This window comes from Streptomyces tyrfis, assembly GCF_037034285.1.
Classification (GTDB): Bacteria; Actinomycetota; Actinomycetes; order Streptomycetales; family Streptomycetaceae; genus Streptomyces.
The window spans coordinates 1-19,216 of record NZ_JBAGJZ010000006.1 but is presented as its reverse complement, the minus strand read 5'-3'; the positions used below and the strand labels follow the sequence as shown (position 1 = coordinate 19,216).

At 71.0% G+C, this 19,216-nt stretch carries 16 protein-coding genes; 15 read left to right on the top strand and 1 reads right to left on the bottom strand.

Translation table 11 applies throughout. The features are described 5' to 3' along the window. The first annotated feature begins 66 nt into the window (after positions 1 to 66). From WA762_RS06325 to recQ, 15 genes are all read left to right on the top strand, one after another. Entirely contained in the window at positions 67 to 426 is a 360-nt protein-coding gene (locus WA762_RS06325; protein WP_031093067.1) for an NADH-quinone oxidoreductase subunit A, read from the top strand. Positions 427 to 444: 18 nt separating this feature from the next. After that, complete coding sequence (locus WA762_RS06320; RefSeq protein WP_335933633.1) at positions 445 to 999, top strand: NuoB/complex I 20 kDa subunit family protein; 555 nt, start codon at positions 445 to 447, stop codon at positions 997 to 999. Then, positions 996 to 1,721: an NADH-quinone oxidoreductase subunit C gene (locus WA762_RS06315; protein ID WP_335933632.1), complete on the top strand. Its 726-nt coding sequence runs from the start codon at positions 996 to 998 to the stop codon at positions 1,719 to 1,721. Before WA762_RS06320 ends, WA762_RS06315 begins: the two co-directional genes overlap by 4 nt. After that, positions 1,721 to 3,079, top strand: coding sequence for an NADH-quinone oxidoreductase subunit D (locus WA762_RS06310; protein WP_335933631.1), 1,359 nt, complete (start codon positions 1,721 to 1,723; stop codon positions 3,077 to 3,079). Before WA762_RS06315 ends, WA762_RS06310 begins: the two co-directional genes overlap by 1 nt. A 29-nt stretch (positions 3,080 to 3,108) precedes the next feature. Beyond that, positions 3,109 to 3,930, top strand: coding sequence for an NADH-quinone oxidoreductase subunit NuoE (gene nuoE, locus WA762_RS06305; protein WP_335933877.1), 822 nt, complete (start codon positions 3,109 to 3,111; stop codon positions 3,928 to 3,930). Beyond that, positions 3,930 to 5,309: an NADH-quinone oxidoreductase subunit NuoF gene (gene nuoF / locus WA762_RS06300; protein ID WP_335933630.1), complete on the top strand. Its 1,380-nt coding sequence runs from the start codon at positions 3,930 to 3,932 to the stop codon at positions 5,307 to 5,309. The genes nuoE and nuoF overlap by 1 nt, the downstream gene beginning before the upstream one ends. After that, on the top strand, positions 5,306 to 7,819 hold the full coding sequence (locus tag WA762_RS06295; RefSeq protein ID WP_335933629.1) for an NADH-quinone oxidoreductase subunit G: 2,514 nt from the start codon (positions 5,306 to 5,308) through the stop codon (positions 7,817 to 7,819). The genes nuoF and WA762_RS06295 overlap by 4 nt, the downstream gene beginning before the upstream one ends. Continuing rightward, entirely contained in the window at positions 7,816 to 9,219 is a 1,404-nt protein-coding gene (gene nuoH / locus WA762_RS06290; RefSeq protein WP_335933628.1) for an NADH-quinone oxidoreductase subunit NuoH, read from the top strand. Before WA762_RS06295 ends, nuoH begins: the two co-directional genes overlap by 4 nt. Continuing rightward, positions 9,212 to 9,859, top strand: a complete 648-nt coding sequence (gene nuoI / locus WA762_RS06285; protein ID WP_335933627.1) for an NADH-quinone oxidoreductase subunit NuoI — start codon at positions 9,212 to 9,214, stop codon at positions 9,857 to 9,859. Before nuoH ends, nuoI begins: the two co-directional genes overlap by 8 nt. Beyond that, positions 9,856 to 10,737: an NADH-quinone oxidoreductase subunit J gene (locus WA762_RS06280; protein WP_335933626.1), complete on the top strand. Its 882-nt coding sequence runs from the start codon at positions 9,856 to 9,858 to the stop codon at positions 10,735 to 10,737. The genes nuoI and WA762_RS06280 overlap by 4 nt, the downstream gene beginning before the upstream one ends. Further along, complete coding sequence (nuoK, locus tag WA762_RS06275) at positions 10,734 to 11,033, top strand: NADH-quinone oxidoreductase subunit NuoK (RefSeq protein WP_335933625.1); 300 nt, start codon at positions 10,734 to 10,736, stop codon at positions 11,031 to 11,033. The genes WA762_RS06280 and nuoK overlap by 4 nt, the downstream gene beginning before the upstream one ends. Positions 11,034 to 11,047: 14 nt before the next feature. After that, the gene (gene nuoL, locus WA762_RS06270; RefSeq protein WP_335933624.1) at positions 11,048 to 12,943 is read left to right on the top strand and encodes an NADH-quinone oxidoreductase subunit L; all 1,896 of its coding nucleotides are present in this window, start codon (positions 11,048 to 11,050) and stop codon (positions 12,941 to 12,943) included. A gap of 4 nt (positions 12,944 to 12,947) precedes the next feature. Then, positions 12,948 to 14,567, top strand: coding sequence for an NADH-quinone oxidoreductase subunit M (locus WA762_RS06265; RefSeq protein WP_335933623.1), 1,620 nt, complete (start codon positions 12,948 to 12,950; stop codon positions 14,565 to 14,567). After that, positions 14,564 to 16,228 (top strand): NADH-quinone oxidoreductase subunit NuoN, encoded by a 1,665-nt coding sequence (gene nuoN, locus WA762_RS06260; protein WP_335933622.1) that lies wholly within the window; start codon positions 14,564 to 14,566, stop codon positions 16,226 to 16,228. The genes WA762_RS06265 and nuoN overlap by 4 nt, the downstream gene beginning before the upstream one ends. 218 nt (positions 16,229 to 16,446) lie before the next feature. Further along, the gene (recQ, locus tag WA762_RS06255; protein WP_335933621.1) at positions 16,447 to 18,510 is read left to right on the top strand and encodes a DNA helicase RecQ; all 2,064 of its coding nucleotides are present in this window, start codon (positions 16,447 to 16,449) and stop codon (positions 18,508 to 18,510) included. 23 nt (positions 18,511 to 18,533) lie between these two features. Here recQ and WA762_RS06250 read toward each other — a convergent pair whose 3' ends face one another. Next, positions 18,534 to 19,148, bottom strand: coding sequence for a Uma2 family endonuclease (locus WA762_RS06250; RefSeq protein WP_335933876.1), 615 nt, complete (start codon positions 19,146 to 19,148; stop codon positions 18,534 to 18,536). Positions 19,149 to 19,216 lie beyond the last annotated feature (68 nt).

The window sequence follows — 19,216 nt, the reverse complement described above, 5'->3', positions numbered from 1 at the left end:
GGGGTGGCGAGCCGGAAACGCCCGATGCGGTCCAACGGTCAAGGACGACTGGAAGGAGCGAGGAGCGTGAATGCCTACGCGCCCATCCTCGTGCTCGGCGCCCTCGGGGCAGGGTTTGCGATCTTCTCCGTGGTCATGGCCACGCTTATCGGCCCCAGGCGATACAACCGGGCGAAGCTCGAAGCGTACGAGTGCGGGATCGAACCCACCCCCACTCCGGCCGGAGGCGGCCGCTTCCCCATCAAGTACTACCTGACGGCGATGCTCTTCATCGTCTTCGACATCGAGATCGTCTTCCTCTATCCCTGGGCGGTCACCTTCGACGCGCTGGGGATCTTCGGGCTCGTGGAGATGCTGCTCTTCGTGCTCACCGTCTTCGTCGCGTACGCGTACGTCTGGCGTCGCGGCGGCCTGGAATGGGACTGAGGGGCTGAGGGGCACACCATGGGACTCGAAGAGAAGCTGCCCAGCGGCTTCATGCTGACCACCGTCGAGCAGGCCGCCGGCTGGGTGCGGAAGGCCTCCGTCTTCCCCGCCACCTTCGGCCTCGCCTGCTGCGCCATCGAGATGATGACGACCGGCGCGGGGCGCTACGACCTGGCCCGTTTCGGGATGGAGGTCTTCCGCGGATCCCCGCGTCAGGCGGATCTGATGATCGTGGCGGGACGGGTCAGCCAGAAGATGGCGCCCGTCCTGCGGCAGGTCTACGACCAGATGCCCAACCCCAAGTGGGTGATCTCCATGGGGGTTTGCGCCTCCTCGGGCGGAATGTTCAATAACTACGCCATTGTTCAGGGTGTTGATCATATTGTGCCGGTTGACGTCTATTTGCCCGGCTGCCCGCCGCGGCCCGAGATGCTGATGGACGCGATCCTCAAGCTCCACCAGAAGATCCAGAACACCAAGCTCGGGGTCAACGCGGAGGAGGCCGCCCGCGAGGCGGAGGACGCGGCGCTCAAGGCCCTGCCCCTGATCGAGATGAAGGGGCTGCTGCGATGACCGCGAACCACGACCACCGCGCCCCGGACGACAACGGCGTTCCCGCCCCGCGCGACGAGAGCGGCGAGGTCATCGGCGTACGCCGGGGCATGTTCGGCGCGAACAACGGCGGCGACACCTCCGGCTACGGCGGCCTGGTCCGCACCGTGACCCTGCCCGGCGCTTCGCCCCGCCCCTACGGCGGCTGGTTCGACGAGGTCGCCGACGAGCTCGAGGGAGCCCTGGAGGAACAGGACCTGCTCCCGGCCAACGCCATCGAGAAGACCGTCGTCGACCGCGGCGAACTCACCTTCCACATCGCCCGCGAACACCTGGTCCGGGTGGCCCGCACCCTGCGCGACGACCCGGCGCTGCGCTTCGAGCTGTGCACCGGCGTGAGCGGCGTCCACTTCCCCGGCGACAAGGGCCGCGAGCTGCACGCCGTCTACCACCTGCGCTCGATCACCCACGGCCGGCTGATCCGGCTGGAGGTCTCGGCCCCGGACGACGACCCGCACATCCCGTCGCTGGTCGCGGTCTATCCGACCAACGACTGGCACGAGCGCGAGACGTACGACTTCTTCGGGCTCGTCTTCGACGGGCACCCCGCCCTCACCCGGATCATGATGCCGGACGACTGGCAGGGCTTCCCGCAGCGCAAGGACTATCCGCTCGGCGGCATCGCCGTCGAGTACAAGGGCGCCCAGATCCCGGCTCCGGACCAGCGGAGGTCGTACTCCTGATGACTGCTCCCCACGCCCACCCCACGCCGGGCCCCGCCGAGACCCCCCTCTCGGACGCCCGCGCCACGACCGAGGGCGCCGTCTACACGGTCACCGGCGGCGACTGGGACGAGGTCGCCGAGTCCGCGGCCAAGTCCGACGACGAACGCATCATCGTCAACATGGGTCCCCAGCACCCGTCCACCCACGGGGTGCTGCGGCTGATCCTGGAGATCGACGGCGAGACCGTCACCGAGGCCCGCTGCGGCATCGGCTACCTCCACACCGGCATCGAGAAGAACCTCGAATTCCGGAACTGGACCCAGGGCACCACGTTCGTGACGCGCATGGACTACCTGACGCCGTTCTTCAACGAGGCGGCGTACTGCCTCGGCGTCGAGAAGCTGCTCGGCATCGAGGACCAGATCCCCGACCGGGCCAGCGTCCTGCGGGTCCTGCTGATGGAGCTCAACCGGATCTCCTCGCACCTGGTGTGCATCGCCACCGGCGGCATGGAGCTCGGCGCGACCACGATCATGATCTACGGGTTCCGCGACCGCGAGCTCGTCCTCGACCTCTTCGAGCTGATCACCGGCCTGCGCATGAACCACGCGTTCATCCGGCCCGGCGGGCTCGCCCAGGACCTGCCGCCCGGCGCGATCGACCAGCTCCGCGAGTTCCTGAAGACCATGAAGCGGAACCTGCCGGAGTACGACAAGCTCGCCACCGGCAACCCCATCTTCAAGGCCCGCATGCAGGACGTCGGCCACCTCGACCTCACCGGCTGCATGGCGCTCGGCGCCACCGGCCCGATCCTGCGCTCCGCCGGACTCCCGCACGACCTGCGCAAGACGGACCCGTACTGCGGATACGAGACGTACGAGTTCGACGTCCCCACCGCCGACAGCTGCGACGCCTACGGCCGCTTCCTCATCCGCCTGGAGGAGATGCGCCAGTCGCTGCGGATCATCGAGCAGTGCGTCGACCGGCTCGCCCCCGGACCGGTCATGGTCGCCGACAAGAAGATCGCCTGGCCCGCGCAGCTCGCCCTCGGCCCCGACGGGCTCGGCAACTCGCTCGACCACATCAGGAAGATCATGGGCACCTCCATGGAGGCCCTGATCCACCACTTCAAGCTGGTGACCGAGGGCTTCCGGGTCCCCGCGGGACAGGCGTACGCCGCCGTCGAATCGCCCAAGGGCGAACTCGGCGCGCACGTCGTCTCCGACGGCGGCACCCGCCCCTACCGGGTCCACTTCCGCGACCCGTCCTTCACCAACCTCCAGGCCATGGCGGCGATGTGCGAGGGCGGCCAGGTCGCCGACGTCATCGTCGCCGTCGCGTCCATCGACCCCGTGATGGGAGGCGTCGACCGGTGACCGAAGCACGCCAGGAAGTCAGTCTGGGAATGCCGCAGCTCCCCGCCCCCGCCTACCCGGACGAGGTACGCGCCAGGCTGGAGGCGGACGCGAAGGAGGTGATCGCCCGCTACCCCGGCAGCCGGTCCGCCCTGCTGCCGCTGCTGCACCTGGTCCAGGCCGAGGAGGGCTACGTCTCCCGCACCGGCATGGCGTTCTGCGCCGAGCTGCTCGGCCTCACCACCGCCGAGGTCACCGCCGTCGCCACCTTCTACACCATGTACCGGCGCGGTCCGGGCGGCGACTACCAGGTCGGCGTCTGCACCAACACCCTGTGCGCGGTGATGGGCGGCGACGCCATCTTCGAACGGCTGCGGGAACACCTCGGCGTCGGCAACGGCGGGACCACCGAGGACGGCCGGATCACCCTCGAACACATCGAGTGCAACGCCGCCTGCGACTTCGCCCCCGTGGTGATGGTCAACTGGGAGTTCTTCGACAACCAGACGCCCGAGAGCGCGGAGCGCCTGGTCGACGACCTGATCGCCGGGCGCACCGTCGCCCCCACCCGGGGCGCGCCGCTGTGCTCGTACAAGGAGACCTCCCGGATCCTGGCCGGCTTCCCCGACGAGCGCCCCGGCGCCGTCGAGGCGTCGGGCGGCGCCGGACCCGCCTCGCTGGCCGGCCTCCGGCTCGCCCGGGGCGAGGAGCCGCACCCGCGCGTCGTCTCCCCCCGCGGCGAGAGCCCGCGCGACGCCCGGCCGCACGACCCGTCGCCGTCCGAGCATCTCAGTTCCCACGACGCCCCGCAGCAGACCTCGGCCTCCGACCCGGACCACCCGGCAGGCCCCGTGACCGAGGAGGGAGCGTGATGACGTTGGCCACCGCGATCAACGACAACGGCGGCGGCAACGGCGGCGACGCCGAGAAGCTGCTCGCCCCCGTCCTCTCCGCCTTCTGGGACGAACCGCGCTCCTGGACCCTGGAGACCTACCGGCGCCACGGCGGCTACGAGGGGCTGCGCAAGGCCCTCGCCATGTCCCCGGACGACCTCATCGCCTATGTGAAGGACTCCGGACTGCGCGGGCGCGGCGGCGCCGGCTTCCCCACCGGGATGAAGTGGCAGTTCATCCCGCAGGGCGACGGCAAACCGCACTACCTGGTCGTCAACGCCGACGAATCGGAGCCCGGGACCTGCAAGGACATCCCGCTCCTCTTCGCCAACCCGCACTCCCTCATCGAGGGCATCGTGATCGCCTGCTACGCGATCCGCTCCGCGCACGCCTTCATCTATCTGCGCGGCGAGGTCGTCCCCGTGCTGCGGCGGCTGCACGAGGCCGTGCGCGAGGCGTACGCGGCGGGTCTCCTCGGCACGAACATCCTGGACTCCGGGCTCGACCTGGAGCTCACCGTGCACGCGGGCGCCGGCGCGTACATCTGCGGCGAGGAGACGGCCCTGCTCGACTCCCTCGAAGGACGGCGCGGCCAGCCCCGGCTGCGTCCCCCCTTCCCCGCGGTCGCCGGTCTGTACGCCTGCCCCACCGTGGTGAACAACGTCGAGTCCATCGCCTCGGTTCCCGCGATCCTGAACCGGGGCAAGGACTGGTTCAGGTCCATGGGCAGCGAGAAGTCCCCCGGCTTCACGCTGTACTCGCTCAGCGGCCACGTCGCGAACCCCGGGCAGTACGAGGCGCCGCTCGGCATCACCCTGCGCCAGCTGCTCGACATGAGCGGCGGCATCCGCCCCGGGCACCGGCTGAAGTTCTGGACCCCCGGCGGCTCCTCCACCCCGATGTTCACCGACGAGCACCTCGACGTGCCGCTCGACTACGAGGGCGTCGGCGCCGCCGGATCCATGCTCGGCACCAAGGCGCTCCAGTGCTTCGACGAGACCACCTGCGTGGTGCGGGCCGTCACCCGCTGGACCGAGTTCTACGCCCATGAGTCCTGCGGCAAGTGCACGCCCTGCCGCGAGGGGACGTACTGGCTCGTCCAGTTGCTTCGCGACATCGAGGCGGGCAAGGGCCGGATGGACGATCTCGACAAGCTCAACGACATCGCCGACAACATCAACGGCAAGTCCTTCTGCGCCCTCGGCGACGGCGCCGCCTCGCCGATCTTCTCCTCGCTGAAGTACTTCCGCGAGGAGTACGAGCAGCACATCACGGGCCGTGGCTGCCCCTTCGATCCCGCCAGGTCGACCGCCTGGGCCGACGACGACACGACCGCTCACCAGGGGGTGAACGCATGACCGTCACCACGAGCGCGCCCACCGGGGGCGGCGAGGCGGCCGTCCCGCCCGAGGACCTCGTCACACTGACGATCGACGGCATCGAGATCAGCGTGCCCAAGGGCACCCTGGTCATCCGCGCCGCCGAGCTCCTCGGCATCGAGATCCCGCGCTTCTGCGACCACCCGCTCCTCGACCCGGCCGGCGCCTGCCGCCAGTGCATCGTCGAGGTCGAGGGCCAGCGCAAGCCGATGGCGTCGTGCACCATCACCTGCACCGACGGCATGGTGGTGCGCACCCAGCTCACCTCGCCCGTCGCGGAGAAGGCGCAGAAGGGTGTGATGGAGCTGCTGCTCATCAACCACCCGCTGGACTGCCCGGTCTGCGACAAGGGCGGCGAGTGCCCGCTGCAGAACCAGGCGATGTCGCACGGCGGCGCCGAGTCCCGGTTCGACGGGATGAAGCGGACGTACGAGAAGCCCGTCCCGATCTCCGCCCAGGTGCTGCTGGACCGGGAGCGGTGCGTGCTCTGCGCCCGCTGCACCCGGTTCTCCAACCAGGTCGCGGGCGACCCGATGATCGAGCTGATCGAGCGCGGCGCGCTCCAGCAGGTCGGCACCGGCGAGGGCGACCCCTTCGAGTCGTACTTCTCCGGGAACACCATCCAGATCTGCCCGGTCGGGGCGCTGACCTCGGCCGCGTACCGGTTCCGCTCCCGCCCCTTCGACCTGGTGTCGTCGCCGTCGGTGTGCGAGCACTGCGCGGGCGGCTGCGCCACCCGCACCGACCACCGGCGCGGCAAGGTCATGCGGCGGCTCGCCGCCGACGACCCCGAGGTCAACGAGGAGTGGATCTGCGACAAGGGCCGCTTCGCCTTCCGCTACGCGCAGCAGAGGGACCGGCTCACCACCCCGCTGGTACGGAACGCGGACGGGGTCCTGGAACCGGCGAGCTGGCCCGAGGCCCTGGCCGCCGCGGCCGCCGGGCTCGCCGCCGCGCGCGGCCGGGCGGGCGTCCTGGCCGGCGGCCGGCTGACCGTCGAGGACGCGTACGCGTACGGCAAGTTCGCCCGGGTCGTCCTCGACACCAACGACGTCGACTTCCGGGCCCGCGCGCACAGCGGCGAGGAGGCCGACTTCCTGGCCGCCCGCGTCGCCGGACGCGGCCGGGACCTGGAACCGGGAAGCACGGGCGTCACCTACGCCTCGCTGGAGAAGGCCCCCGCGGTGCTGCTGGTCGGCTTCGAGTCGGAGGAGGAGTCGCCCGGCGTCTTCCTGCGGCTGCGCAAGGCGATGCGCAAGCACGGACAGCGCACCTTCGCCGTCGCCTCGCACGCCACCCGCGGCCTCACCAAGACGGGCGGCACGCTGCTGCCCGCCGCGCCCGGCACCGAGCCCCAGTGGCTGGACGCCCTCGCGGGCGGCGCCGGACTGGAGGGCGACGGGGCCGCGGCGGCCGAGGCGCTGCGCGGCGACGGCGCCGTGATCGTGGTCGGCGAACGGCTGGCCGCCGTGCCCGGCGGGCTGACCGCCGCGGTGCGGGCCGCGACCGCGACCGGCGCGAAGCTGGTGTGGATCCCGCGCCGGGCCGGCGAGCGCGGCGCGATCGAGGCCGGACTCCTTCCGTCGCTGCTGCCCGGCGGGCGGCCGGCGACCGACCCGCGGGCCAGGGACGAGGTGGCGGCCGTCTGGGGCGTCGACGAACTCCCGTCCCGGTTCGGCCGCGACACCGGCCAGATCGTGGAAGCGGCGGCCACCGGCGAACTGGGCGCGCTGCTCGTCGCCGGCGTCGAGCCCGCGGACCTGCCGGACCCGGCACGGGCCCTGGAGGCCCTGGACGGGGTCGGCTTCCTGGTCTCGCTGGAGCTGCGGCCGAGCGAGGTCACGGAGCGGGCCGACGTGGTCCTGCCGGTCGCCGCGGTCGCGGAGAAGGCCGGGACCTTCCTCAACTGGGAGGGCAGGGCCCGGCCGTTCGAGGCGGCGCTCAAGCCCGAGCAGCTGACCCGGGCCCTCCCGCCGACCGACGCCCGGGCGCTGCACATGCTGGCCGACGCGATGGACACCCCGCTCGCGCTGCCCGACCTGAAGTCCGTACGCCGCGAGCTGGACCGGCTCGGCGGCTGGGCCGGCGCGCACGCCGGCGACCCGGACGAGGCGACGCGCCCGCTGCCCCGGCCCGGCGACGGCGAGGCCGTCCTGGCCGGCCATCGGATGCTGCTCGACCTGGGCCTGCTCCAGGAGGGCGACGAGGCGCTGGCCGGCACCCGGCACGCCGCCCTCGCCCGGCTCTCCGCGGCCACCGCGGCCGAGGCCGGCGTCGCGGACGGCGAGCTGCTGGCCGTCACCGGCCCGGCGGGCGGCGTCGAACTCCCGCTGAAGATCACCGACATGCCGGACCGGGTGGTCTGGGTGCCGCTGAACTCCGTCGGGCGGGGCGTCCCGGCCGACACCGGCGCCCGGCCCGGCGGCCTGGTCCGGATCGGCCCCGCCGCACCGGCCACCGACGACACGACACCGGAGGTGGGGGCGTGACTGCCTTCGCTCAACTGGCCGCGGCACCGCACGGGGCGGTGCTCGCCGCCGAGGACCTGTCGATGTTCGGCGCCGACCCGTGGTGGCTGGTCGTCGTCAAGGCGGTCTTCTGCTTCGCGTTCCTGATGGTGACCGTGCTGTTCTCCATCGTGTGGGAGCGCAAGGTCGTCGCCTGGATGCAGCTGCGCATCGGCCCCAACCGGAACGGGCCCTGGGGCATGCTCCAGTCGCTCGCCGACGGCGTGAAGCTGATGCTGAAGGAAGACGTCGTCGTCCGGCGCGCCGACAAGGTCGTGTACGTGCTCGCGCCGATCGTGGCCGCCATCCCGGCGTTCATGGCGATCGCCGTGATCCCGTTCGGCCCGTCCGGCAACGAGGTCTCGGTCTTCGGGCACCGCACGGCGATGCAGCTCACCGACCTGCCGATCGCGATGCTCTACATCCTCGCGGTCGCCTCGGTCGGGATCTACGGCATCGTGCTGGCCGGCTGGTCGTCCGGGTCGACGTACCCGCTGCTGGGCGGGCTGCGCTCCTGCGCCCAGATGATCAGCTACGAGATCGCGATGGGCGCCGCGTTCGCCTCGGTCTTCCTCTACTCCGGGTCGATGTCGACCTCGAAGATCGTGGAGGCGCAGCAGGACCGCTGGTTCATCCTGCTGCTGCCGGTCTCCTTCCTCATCTACATCGTCACGATGGTCGGGGAGACCAACCGGGCCCCGTTCGACATGCCGGAGTCCGAGGGCGACCTGGTCGGCGGGTTCAACACCGAGTACTCGTCGATCAAGTTCGCGATGTTCATGCTCGCCGAGTACGTGAACATGGTGACCGTCTCGGCGGTCTCCACCACCCTGTTCCTGGGCGGCTGGCGGGCCCCCTGGCCCATCAGCACCTTCTGGGAGGGCGCGAACCACGGCTGGTGGCCGATGCTCTGGTTCGTCCTCAAGGTCCAGCTGCTGCTGTTCTTCTTCATCTGGCTGCGCGGCACGCTGCCCCGGGTCCGCTACGACCAGCTGATGAAGCTCGGCTGGAAGGTGCTGATCCCGGTGTCCGTGGTCTGGCTGATGCTGGTCGCCACCGTGCGGGCGCTGCGCAACGACGGCTACGACTTCTCGCGCATCGTGCTGTACGTGGCCGGGGCGGTGATCGCGGTCCTGCTGCTCTCCTTCGTCGCGGACGTCTTCCGCGACAAGAAGGGCCGGGCCGAGGCGGCGCAGGCGGGTCCGACGCCCGAGTTCGACCCGATGGCGGGCGGATTCCCGGTGCCGCCGCTGCCCGGACAGACCCTGCCGCCGGTGCCGCGCCGCAGGCCGCGGGGCGAACGGCAGCTCGTTGTCAGTGGCGGGTCGGACACTGAGCGTGACGGAGATTCGAGTGACGGAAAGGAGGCTGACGGTGTCTGAGTCCAAGGAGCCCTCGGAGGAGAAGTTCCAGAACCCCGTCGCCGGCTTCGGCGTGACCTTCAAGGCCATGTTCAAGAAGCGGCTGACGGAGCAGTATCCGGAGACGCCGAAGGTGACGGCGCCGCGCTTCCACGGCCGGCATCAGCTCAACCGTCACCCGGACGGGCTGGAGAAGTGCGTCGGCTGCGAGCTGTGCGCCTGGGCCTGCCCGGCGGACGCGATCTACGTGGAGGGCGCGGACAACACCGACGAGGAACGCTACTCGCCGGGCGAGCGCTACGGCCGCGTCTACCAGATCAACTACGCGCGCTGCATCCTGTGCGGGCTGTGCATCGAGGCGTGCCCGACCCGGGCGCTCACGATGACCAACGACTTCGAGCTCGCCAACACCACCCGCGAGAGCCTCATCTACACCAAGGACGAGCTGCTCGCGGGCCTGGAGGAGGGCATGGTCGACACCCCGCACGCGATCCATCCGGGGATGGACGAGCAGGACTACTACCGCGGCCTGGTCACCGGGGCCGCGCCCGGCACGGTGCGTCAGACCGCCGTCTCCAAGGGCGAGAAGCCCTCGGACGACGCCGCCCGGTCCGGCGGCGACCGCGAGAACGACGGCTCGGCGCGGGGGGTGGACGCATGACGGCCCTGGCCGCCGCGGCCTCCCAGACCTCGACCGGGGAGGCCGTGCAGTTCTGGGTGCTGGGCATCGTCGCCGTCATCGGCGCGCTGTCCACCGTGCTGATGAGAAAAGCCGTGCACAGCGCGCTGAGCCTCGCCGGGACCATGATCGTCCTGGCGGTGTTCTATCTCGCCAACGGCGCCTACTTCCTCGGCATCGTCCAGATCGTCGTCTACACCGGCGCGATCATGATGCTGTTCCTCTTCGTCGTCATGCTCGTCGGCGTCACGGCGGCCGACTCGCTGAAGGAGACCATCAAGGGGCAGCGCTGGCTGGCCGCGGGCTGCGGGATCGGCTTCGGCGTCCTGCTGATCGCGGGCATCGGCAACGCCTCGCTGGACACCTTCAACGGGCTCGGCGCCGCCAACGGCGCCCACGGCGGGAACGTCGAGGGGCTGGCCGCCCTCATCTTCACCAAGTACGTCTTCGCGTTCGAGATCACCGGCGCCCTGCTGATCACGGCGACGGTCGGCGCGATGGTGCTCACCCACCGCGAGCGCACCGAACGGGCCCGCACCCAGCGGGAGCTGGCCGAGGCGCGGGTGCGCGAGGGAGTCCAGCTGCCGCCGCTGCCCGCCCCCGGCGTCTACGCCCGGCACAACGCCGTGGACATCCCGGGCCTGCTCCCGGACGGCACACCGGCCGAGCTCACCGTCATGCGGACGCTGCGCGAACGCGGCCAGATCCGCGACGTGTCGGGCGAGTCCCTGGAGCAGCTCCGGGTACTGGAGCAGCGCTCCGAGGAGCGGCTCGGGCGCGACGGCGAGGGCCGCGACGGCGCGGCGGGCGGCCGGAACAACGAGGGCCGCGACAACAAGACAGAGGGGGTCGCCAAGTGAATCCGGTCAACTACCTCTACCTCGCAGCCTTGTTGTTCACCATCGGCGCGGCCGGAGTCCTGATCCGGCGGAACGCGATCATCCTGTTCATGTGCGTGGAGCTGATGCTCAACGCCTGCAACCTCGCGCTCGTGACCTTCTCCCGGATGCACGGCAACCTCGACGGCCAGATCATCGCGTTCTTCACGATGGTCGTCGCCGCCGCCGAGGTCGTGGTGGGGCTCGCGATCATCGTGTCGGTGTTCCGTTCCCGCCACTCGGCCTCGGTCGACGACGCCGGCCTGATGAAGCTCTGAGGGGACGTTGAAACGTGGAGAACCTGATTGCGCTGCTCATCGCGGCGCCCCTGCTCGGAGCGGCCGTCCTGCTCTGCGGCGGCCGACGGCTCGACCGCTCCGGACACTGGATCGGCACCCTGCTCGCCGCCGTGTCGTTCGTCATCGGCGCGGTGCTCTTCACCGACATGCTGGGCAGGGCCGCGGACGACCGGGCCCTGCACCAGAAGCTGTTCAGCTGGATCCCGGTCGAGGGCTTCCGGGCCGACGTGGCCTTCCAGCTCGACCAGCTCTCGATGACGTTCGTGCTGCTGATCACCGGCGTCGGCACCCTGATCCACCTCTACTCGGTCGGCTACATGGCGCACGACGAGCGCCGACGCCGCTTCTTCGGCTATCTCAACCTGTTCCTCGCGGCGATGCTGCTGCTGGTCCTCGCCGACAACTACCTGCTGCTGTACGCCGGCTGGGAGGGCGTCGGCCTGGCCTCGTACCTGCTGATCGGCTTCTGGCAGCACAAGCCCAGCGCGGCCACCGCCGCGAAGAAGGCGTTCCTGGTCAACCGCGTCGGCGACATGGGCCTGTCGATCGCGATCATGCTGATGTTCACCACCTTCGGCACCTTCGCGTTCGGCCCGGTGCTGGCCTCGACCGGGGACACCGGCGAGGGCAGGCTGACGGCGATCGGCCTGATGCTGCTGCTCGCCGCCTGCGGCAAGTCGGCCCAGGTGCCGCTCCAGTCCTGGCTCGGTGACGCGATGGAGGGCCCGACCCCGGTCTCCGCCCTCATCCACGCCGCGACCATGGTGACCGCGGGCGTCTACCTCATCGTCCGCTCCGGCGCGATCTTCGACGCCGCGCCCGACGCGCAGCTCGTCGTGGCGATCGTCGGCGCGGTCACGCTGCTCTTCGGTGCGATCGTCGGTTGCGCCAAGGACGACATCAAGAAGGCCCTCGCCGGGTCGACGATGTCCCAGATCGGGTACATGGTCCTGGCCGCCGGGCTCGGCCCGATCGGCTATGTCTTCGCGATCATGCACCTGGTGACGCACGGCTTCTTCAAGGCCGGGCTCTTCCTCGGGGCCGGCTCGGTCATGCACGGCATGAACGACGAGGTCGACATGCGCAGGTACGGCGGCCTGCGGAAGTACATGCCGGTCACCTTCGTCACCTTCGGCCTCGGCTATCTGGCGATCATCGGCTTCCCCGGCCTGTCCGGCTTCTTCTCCAAGGACAAGATCATCGAGGCGGCCTTCGCCAAGGGCGGCGCCGAGGGCTGGATCCTCGGCTCGGTGGCCCTGCTGGGCGCCGCGATCACCGCGTTCTACATGACGCGCGTGATGCTGCTGACGTTCTTCGGCGAGAAGCGCTGGCAGCCCGACGCGGACGGCAACGAGCCGCACCCGCACGAGTCCCCGAAGTCGATGACCGTCCCCATGATCGTGCTGGCCTTCGGCTCGGTCTTCGCGGGCGGCCTGTTCTCCGTGGGCGACCGCTTCCTGAAGTGGCTGGAGCCGGTCACCGGACACAGCCACGGACACGCCCCGGTCGGCGCCGCCACCATCACGGCCGCCACCATGGTGGTCCTGGTCGTCGGCGCCGCCCTCGCCTGGGCGATGTACGGACGCGGACCGGTGCCGGTCACCGCCCCGCGCGGCTCGCTGCTCACCCGGGCGGCCCGCCGCGACCTCCTCCAGGACGACTTCAACCACGTGGTCCTGGTCCGCGGCGGCGAGCACCTCACCCGCTCCCTGGTGTACGTCGACCACACCCTGGTCGACGGCGTCGTCAACGGCACGGCCGCCACCATGGGCGGGCTCTCCGGAAGGCTCCGCAAGCTGCAGAACGGCTACGCCCGCTCCTACGCGGTCTCGATGTTCGGCGGTACGGCGATCCTCATCGCCGCGACCCTGCTGATGAGGGCGGTCTGATCACATGTCCTTTCCCCTCCTGACGGCGACGGCGGCGCTCCCGGCGATCGGCGCCGTCGCCACCGCCGCGGTCCCGGCCGCCCGGCGCACCGCCGCGAAATGGACGGCGCTGCTGTTCTCGCTGGGCACGCTCGCCCTGGCGGGCGTCGCGCTGGCCCGGTTCGAGCCCGGCGGCGCCCGCTACCAGCTCACCGAGTCGCACGCCTGGATCAAGGACTTCGGCGTCCGCTACGAACTGGGCGTGGACGGCATCGGGGTGGCGCTGCTGGCGCTGACCGCGCTGCTCATGCCGTTCATCATCCTGGCCGGCTGGCACGACGCCGACCCGGCCCCGGGCTCCCCCCGCCCGAGCGGGGGAGGCCGCGACGGGACCCGTCCCTACCGGTGGCGGCCCACCCAGGGCTTCTTCGCCCTGATGCTGATGACGGAGGCGATGGTGATCCTCTCCTTCGAGGCCACCGACGTCTTCCTCTTCTACGTCCTGTTCGAGGCCATGCTCATCCCGATGTACTTCCTCATCGGCGGCTTCGGGGACCGGGCCGCCTCGGGCTCCGCGGCGGGCGGCATCGAGAACGCGGCGGCGCAGCGCTCGTACGCCGCGGTGAAGTTCCTCCTCTACAACCTGGTCGGCGGGCTCGTCATGCTGGCCGCGGTGATCGGGCTGTACGTGGTCGCGGGGACGTTCTCGCTCTCCGAGATCGCCCAGGCCCGCGCCGACGGCACGCTCTCCATGGCGACGAGCACGGAGCGCTGGCTCTTCCTCGGCTTCTTCTTCGCCTTCGCGGTGAAGGCCCCGCTGTGGCCGCTGCACACCTGGCTGCCCAACGCCATGGGCGAGGCGACCTCCCCGGTCGCCGTCCTGATCACCGCCGTCGTCGACAAGGTCGGCACGTTCGCGATGCTCCGCTTCTGCCTCCAGCTCTTCCCGGGGGCCAGCAAGTGGGCGACGCCGGTGATCGTCGTTCTGGCGCTGATCAGCATCGTGTACGGGGCGCTGCTCGCCGTCGGCCAGCGCGACATCAAGCGGCTGATCGCCTACGCGTCGATCTCGCACTTCGGCTTCATCGTCCTCGGCATCTTCGCGATGACCAGCCAGGGCCAGTCCGGCGCCACGCTGTACATGGTCAACCACGGGATCTCGACCGCCGCGCTGATGCTGGTGGCGGGCTTCCTGATCAGCCGGCGCGGGTCGCGGCTCATCGCCGACTACGGCGGAGTGCAGAAGGTGGCGCCGGTCCTGGCCGGCACCTTCCTGATCGGCGGTCTGGCCACCCTGTCGCTGCCCGGACTCGCCCCGTTCGTCAGCGAGTTCCTGGTCCTGGTCGGCGCGTTCAGCGCGTACCCGGCGGCCGGCGTCATCGCCACCACCGGCATCGTGCTCGCCGCGCTGTACGTCCTCGTCCTCTACCAGCGGACGATGACCGGCCCGGTGAAGGCCGAGGTCCGGGGCATGGCGGACCTCAAGGTCCGGGAGCTGGCGGTGGTCCTGCCGCTGATCGCGATGCTGCTGTTCCTGGGGGTCTATCCGAAGCCGCTGACCGAGATCGTGAACCCGGCGGTGCAGCACACCATGTCGGACGTCCAGAAGAAGGACCCCCAGCCTGAGGTGGAGGCCGCCAAGTGAGCGCAACAGCTGTCCACAGCCTGTGGGCGACGGCGGGCGGGGTGACCTCGGCCGCCCCGGTCGAGAAGTTCACGGCGCCCGTCATCGAGTACCGGCAGCTGCTGCCGGTGCTGATCGTGATCGGCGCGGCCGTCGTGGGCGTGCTCGTCGAGGCGTTCGTGCCGCGCCGGTCGCGGTACTACACGCAGGTCTTCCTGACCGTCGTCGCCCTCGCCGCCGCGTTCGCCGCGATCGTCGGCCTCGCGGCCGGGGGATACGCCACGACGAAGGCGCACATCGCCGCGATGGGCGCCGTCGCCGTCGACGGCCCGGCGCTGTTCCTGCAGGGCGTCATCCTGCTGACCTCGCTGGTCGCCGTCTTCACCTTCGCCGAGCGGCGGCTGGACCCCGCCTCGCACGGCGGCCATGTGGACTCCTTCGCCGCCCAGGCCGCCTCGGTCCCCGGCAGCGACAGCGAGAAGGCCGCGGTCAGGGCCGGGTTCACCACCACCGAGGTGTTCCCGCTGGTCCTCTTCTCGATCGCGGGCATGCTGGTCTTCCCGGCCGCCAACGACCTGCTGACCCTCTTCGTGGCCCTGGAGGTCTTCTCCCTCCCGCTCTACCTGCTGTGCGCCGTCGCCCGCCGCAAGCGGCTGATGTCGCAGGAGGCGGCGGTGAAGTACTTCCTGCTCGGCGCCTTCTCGTCGGCGTTCCTGCTCTTCGGGATCGCCCTGCTGTACGGGTACGCGGGCTCCGTCTCCTACGCGACCGTCGCGAGCGTGGTCGACGGCTCCGTCACCGGCGTCGACCCGGCGCTGGCCTCGACCATGGGCAACGACGCGCTGCTGCTGATCGGCGGGGCGATGATCCTGACCGGTCTGCTCTTCAAGGTCGGCGCCGTCCCGTTCCACATGTGGACCCCGGACGTCTACCAGGGCGCCCCGACCCCGGTCACCGGGTTCATGGCCGCCGCCACCAAGGTCGCCGCGTTCGGCGCGCTGCTGCGCCTGCTGTACGTGGTGCTGCCGGGCCTCACCTGGGACTGGCGGCCGGTCATGTGGGCCGTCGCGATCCTCACGATGCTGGGCGGGGCGGTCGTCGCCATCACCCAGACCGACATCAAGCGGCTGCTCGCCTACTCCTCGATCGCGCACGCCGGGTTCATCCTCGCCGGTGTGATCGCGGCGACCCCGGACGGCGTCTCGTCGGTCCTCTTCTACCTGGGCGCGTACTCCTTCGTCACGGTCGGCGCGTTCGCCGTCGTCACCCTGGTGCGCGACGCGGGCGGCGAGGCGACGCACCTGTCGAAGTGGGCGGGGCTGGGGCGGCGCTCCCCGCTGGTCGCCGCGGTCTTCGCGGTGTTCCTGCTGGCCTTCGCCGGCATCCCGCTGACCTCCGGGTTCTCCGGGAAGTTCGCCGTCTTCAAGGCGGCGGCGGACGGCGGCGCGGCCGGGCTGGTCGTGGTCGGTGTGATCTCGTCGGCGATCGCCGCGTTCTTCTACATCCGGGTCATCGTGCTGATGTTCTTCAGCGAGCCGAAGGCGGACGGCCCGTCGGTAGCCGTCCCGTCCCCGCTGACGATGACGACGATCGCGGTCGGTGTCGCGGTGACCCTGGTGCTGGGCCTGGCCCCGCAGTACTTCCTGGACCTCGCGGGCCAGGCGGGGGTCTTCGTGAGGTAGCGCACACGCGTACGGCCGATACGCGGCCGCGCACGGCGCCGGACGGGCTTCGGAAGTCAAGCCCGTCCGGCGTTGTCGTATCCGCCGCCTATCGTGGCAGTGAGCGGTGTCCGGACGGGCGGGCGCGGCGGACGCTCCGGGGGCACCGGCGCGGCGGCCGGGCCGGCGGACCGGGACGGCACCGGGGGACCAGGCGGACGAGCACGACGGGCGGGACCATGGATGTGACCGGGAGCGAAGCACGGCGGACCCTGCACCGCGTGTTCGGATACGAGGAGTTCCGCGGCGAGCAGGAGGCGATCGTCGACCATGTGGTGGCGGGCGGCGACGCCGTCGTGCTCATGCCGACCGGCGGCGGGAAGTCCCTGTGCTACCAGATCCCGGCCCTGGTCCGCCCCGGCACGGGCGTGGTCGTCTCCCCGCTGATCGCCCTGATGCAGGACCAGGTGGACGCCCTGCGGGCGCTCGGGGTGCGGGCCGGCTTCGTCAACTCCACGCAGGACCTCGACGAGCGCCGTTCGATGGAGGCCCAGTTCCTCGCGGGCGAGCTCGACGTGCTCTACCTGGCCCCGGAGCGGCTGCGGCTGGACACCACGCTGAACCTGCTCGCGCGCGGCGATATCTCCGTCTTCGCGATCGACGAGGCGCACTGCGTCGCCCAGTGGGGCCACGACTTCCGCCCGGACTACCTGGCCCTGTCGGTCCTCGGGGAGCGCTGGCCCGACGTGCCGCGCATCGCCCTGACCGCCACCGCGACGAACGCCACGCACGAGGAGATCACCCGGCGCCTCGGCATGCCCGACGCCAAGCACTTCGTCGCCAGCTTCGACCGGCCCAACATCCAGTACCGGATCGTGCCCAAGGCCGACCCGAAGAAGCAGCTGCTGTCCTTCCTCAAGGAGGAGCACGCCGGGGACGCGGGCATCGTCTACTGCCTGTCGCGCAACGCGACGGAGAAGACCGCCGAGTACCTCTGCCGCAACGGCATCGAGGCCGTCCCGTACCACGCGGGTCTGGACGCGGGTACCCGCGCCGCGCACCAGTCCCGGTTCCTGCGCGAGGAGGGGCTGGTCGTCGTCGCGACCATCGCCTTCGGCATGGGCATCGACAAGCCGGACGTGCGGTTCGTCGCCCATCTCGATCTGCCGAAGTCGGTCGAGGGGTACTACCAGGAGACCGGGCGCGCCGGCCGTGACGGGCTGCCGTCCACGGCGTGGATGGCCTACGGCCTCCAGGACGTCGTCCAGCAGCGCAAGCTCATCCAGGGCGGCGAGGGCGACGAGGCTTTCCGCCGCCGCGCCGCGGCCCATCTGGACGCGATGCTGGCCCTGTGCGAGACGGCCCAGTGCCGCCGCGGCCGGCTGCTGCGGTACTTCGGCCAGGAGCCGGCCGACGCGAGCTGCGGCAACTGCGACACCTGCCTCACCCCGCCCGAGACCTGGGACGGCACGGTCGCCGCGCAGAAGCTGCTGTCGACGGTGGTACGGCTGAAGCGGGAGCGCGGGCAGAAGTTCGGCGCGGGCCAGATCATCGACATCCTGCTCGGCCGCAAGACCGCGAAGATCATCCAGTTCGACCACGACCAGCTCTCGGTCTTCGGCATCGGCGGCGAGCTGTCCGAGGCCGAATGGCGGGGCGTGGTGCGGCAGTTGCTGGCCCAGGGGCTGCTCGCGGTCGAGGGCGAGTACGGCACGCTGGTGCTGACGGAGGACAGCGGCACGGTGCTCGGCGGGCAGCGGGAGGTGCCGCTCCGCAAGGAGGCGGCGAAGCCCGCCTCGCGCTCCGGCTCCACGCGGGGCGAGCGCGGGACGAAGTCCCGGGCGGCCGCCACCGCCGAGCTGGCGCCCGAGGCCGTTCCGGTCTTCGAGGCGCTGCGGGCCTGGCGCGGGGCCCGGGCGAAGGAGCAGGGCGTCCCGGCGTACGTCATCTTCCACGACGCGACCCTGCGCGAGATCGCCACGGCCCGTCCGGACTCGGTGGCCGCGCTGGGCGGCGTCAGCGGCCTGGGCGAGAAGAAGCTGGCGACGTACGGGGAGGGCGTCCTGGAGGTGCTGGCCTCGCTCGCGGACCCGGCGGGGACGCCGGACGCCGAGGCGGCCCCCCGGCAGGACGCGATCCAGCAGGCCGCCCCGGCGACGGCCCCGGCCCGCGAGACACGTCCGGCCGCGACCGCTCCCGCCCCGGCTGCTCCGGCCGCCCCCGCGCGCGCCGCCGCGGCCCCGGCCGCGTTCGACGACCCGGGGTTCGACTGGGACGAGGAGCCGCCGCCCGAGTACGAGTGAGCGGGCGGGGCGGCGGCGCCGGGCTACTCCGGGGCCGCCGCCCCGCGGCGAGCGGTGATGGCGGTGAGGTCGAGGTCGACCGGGAAGGGGACGGAGACCTTCATCCGGTCGTGGAAGATCCCGGTGGAGGTGTAGGCATAGGCCCCGGTCGACGGCTCCAGTTCGAAGACGTAGACCACCGCCCTGCCGTCATGGTTCTCCACCCGCCAGTAGTGGGGGATACGCGCCCGTGCGTACTTCACGGGCTTGGTCTCCCGGTCCCGGGTCAGGGACTCCTCGGACACGACTTCGACGGCGAGTCGCACGGACGCGGCCGGGAAACGTGTCTGGCCCGGATCCCGGACGACCTCGCCGTCCACGACGATCACATCGGGTTCGGGCCGATTGTGACGGTCGATGTCGACGGTGAACTCGCGCACGACCTCCAGACCGGGGGGCGCCAGTGACTGAAGCTGCCATTCGAAGAAGCTGACTGCCCGTGAATGGAACAGGGTCCGCGGACTCACGAAAACGAGGCTCCCGTCGATCAGCTCCGTGTGCGGAGGCAGATTCGGGAGTGTGTCCAGGTCATCGGCGGTCCAGCCGCCCACGGGCGGAACCGCCCACCTCGGCTCGTCGGCCTCGGGTTCGACGCTCATCAGTGCTCCCATGCACGGAGTCTCGCGGATCTGTCCAGCGTATCGGCCGAAACCGGATCAGGACGGCA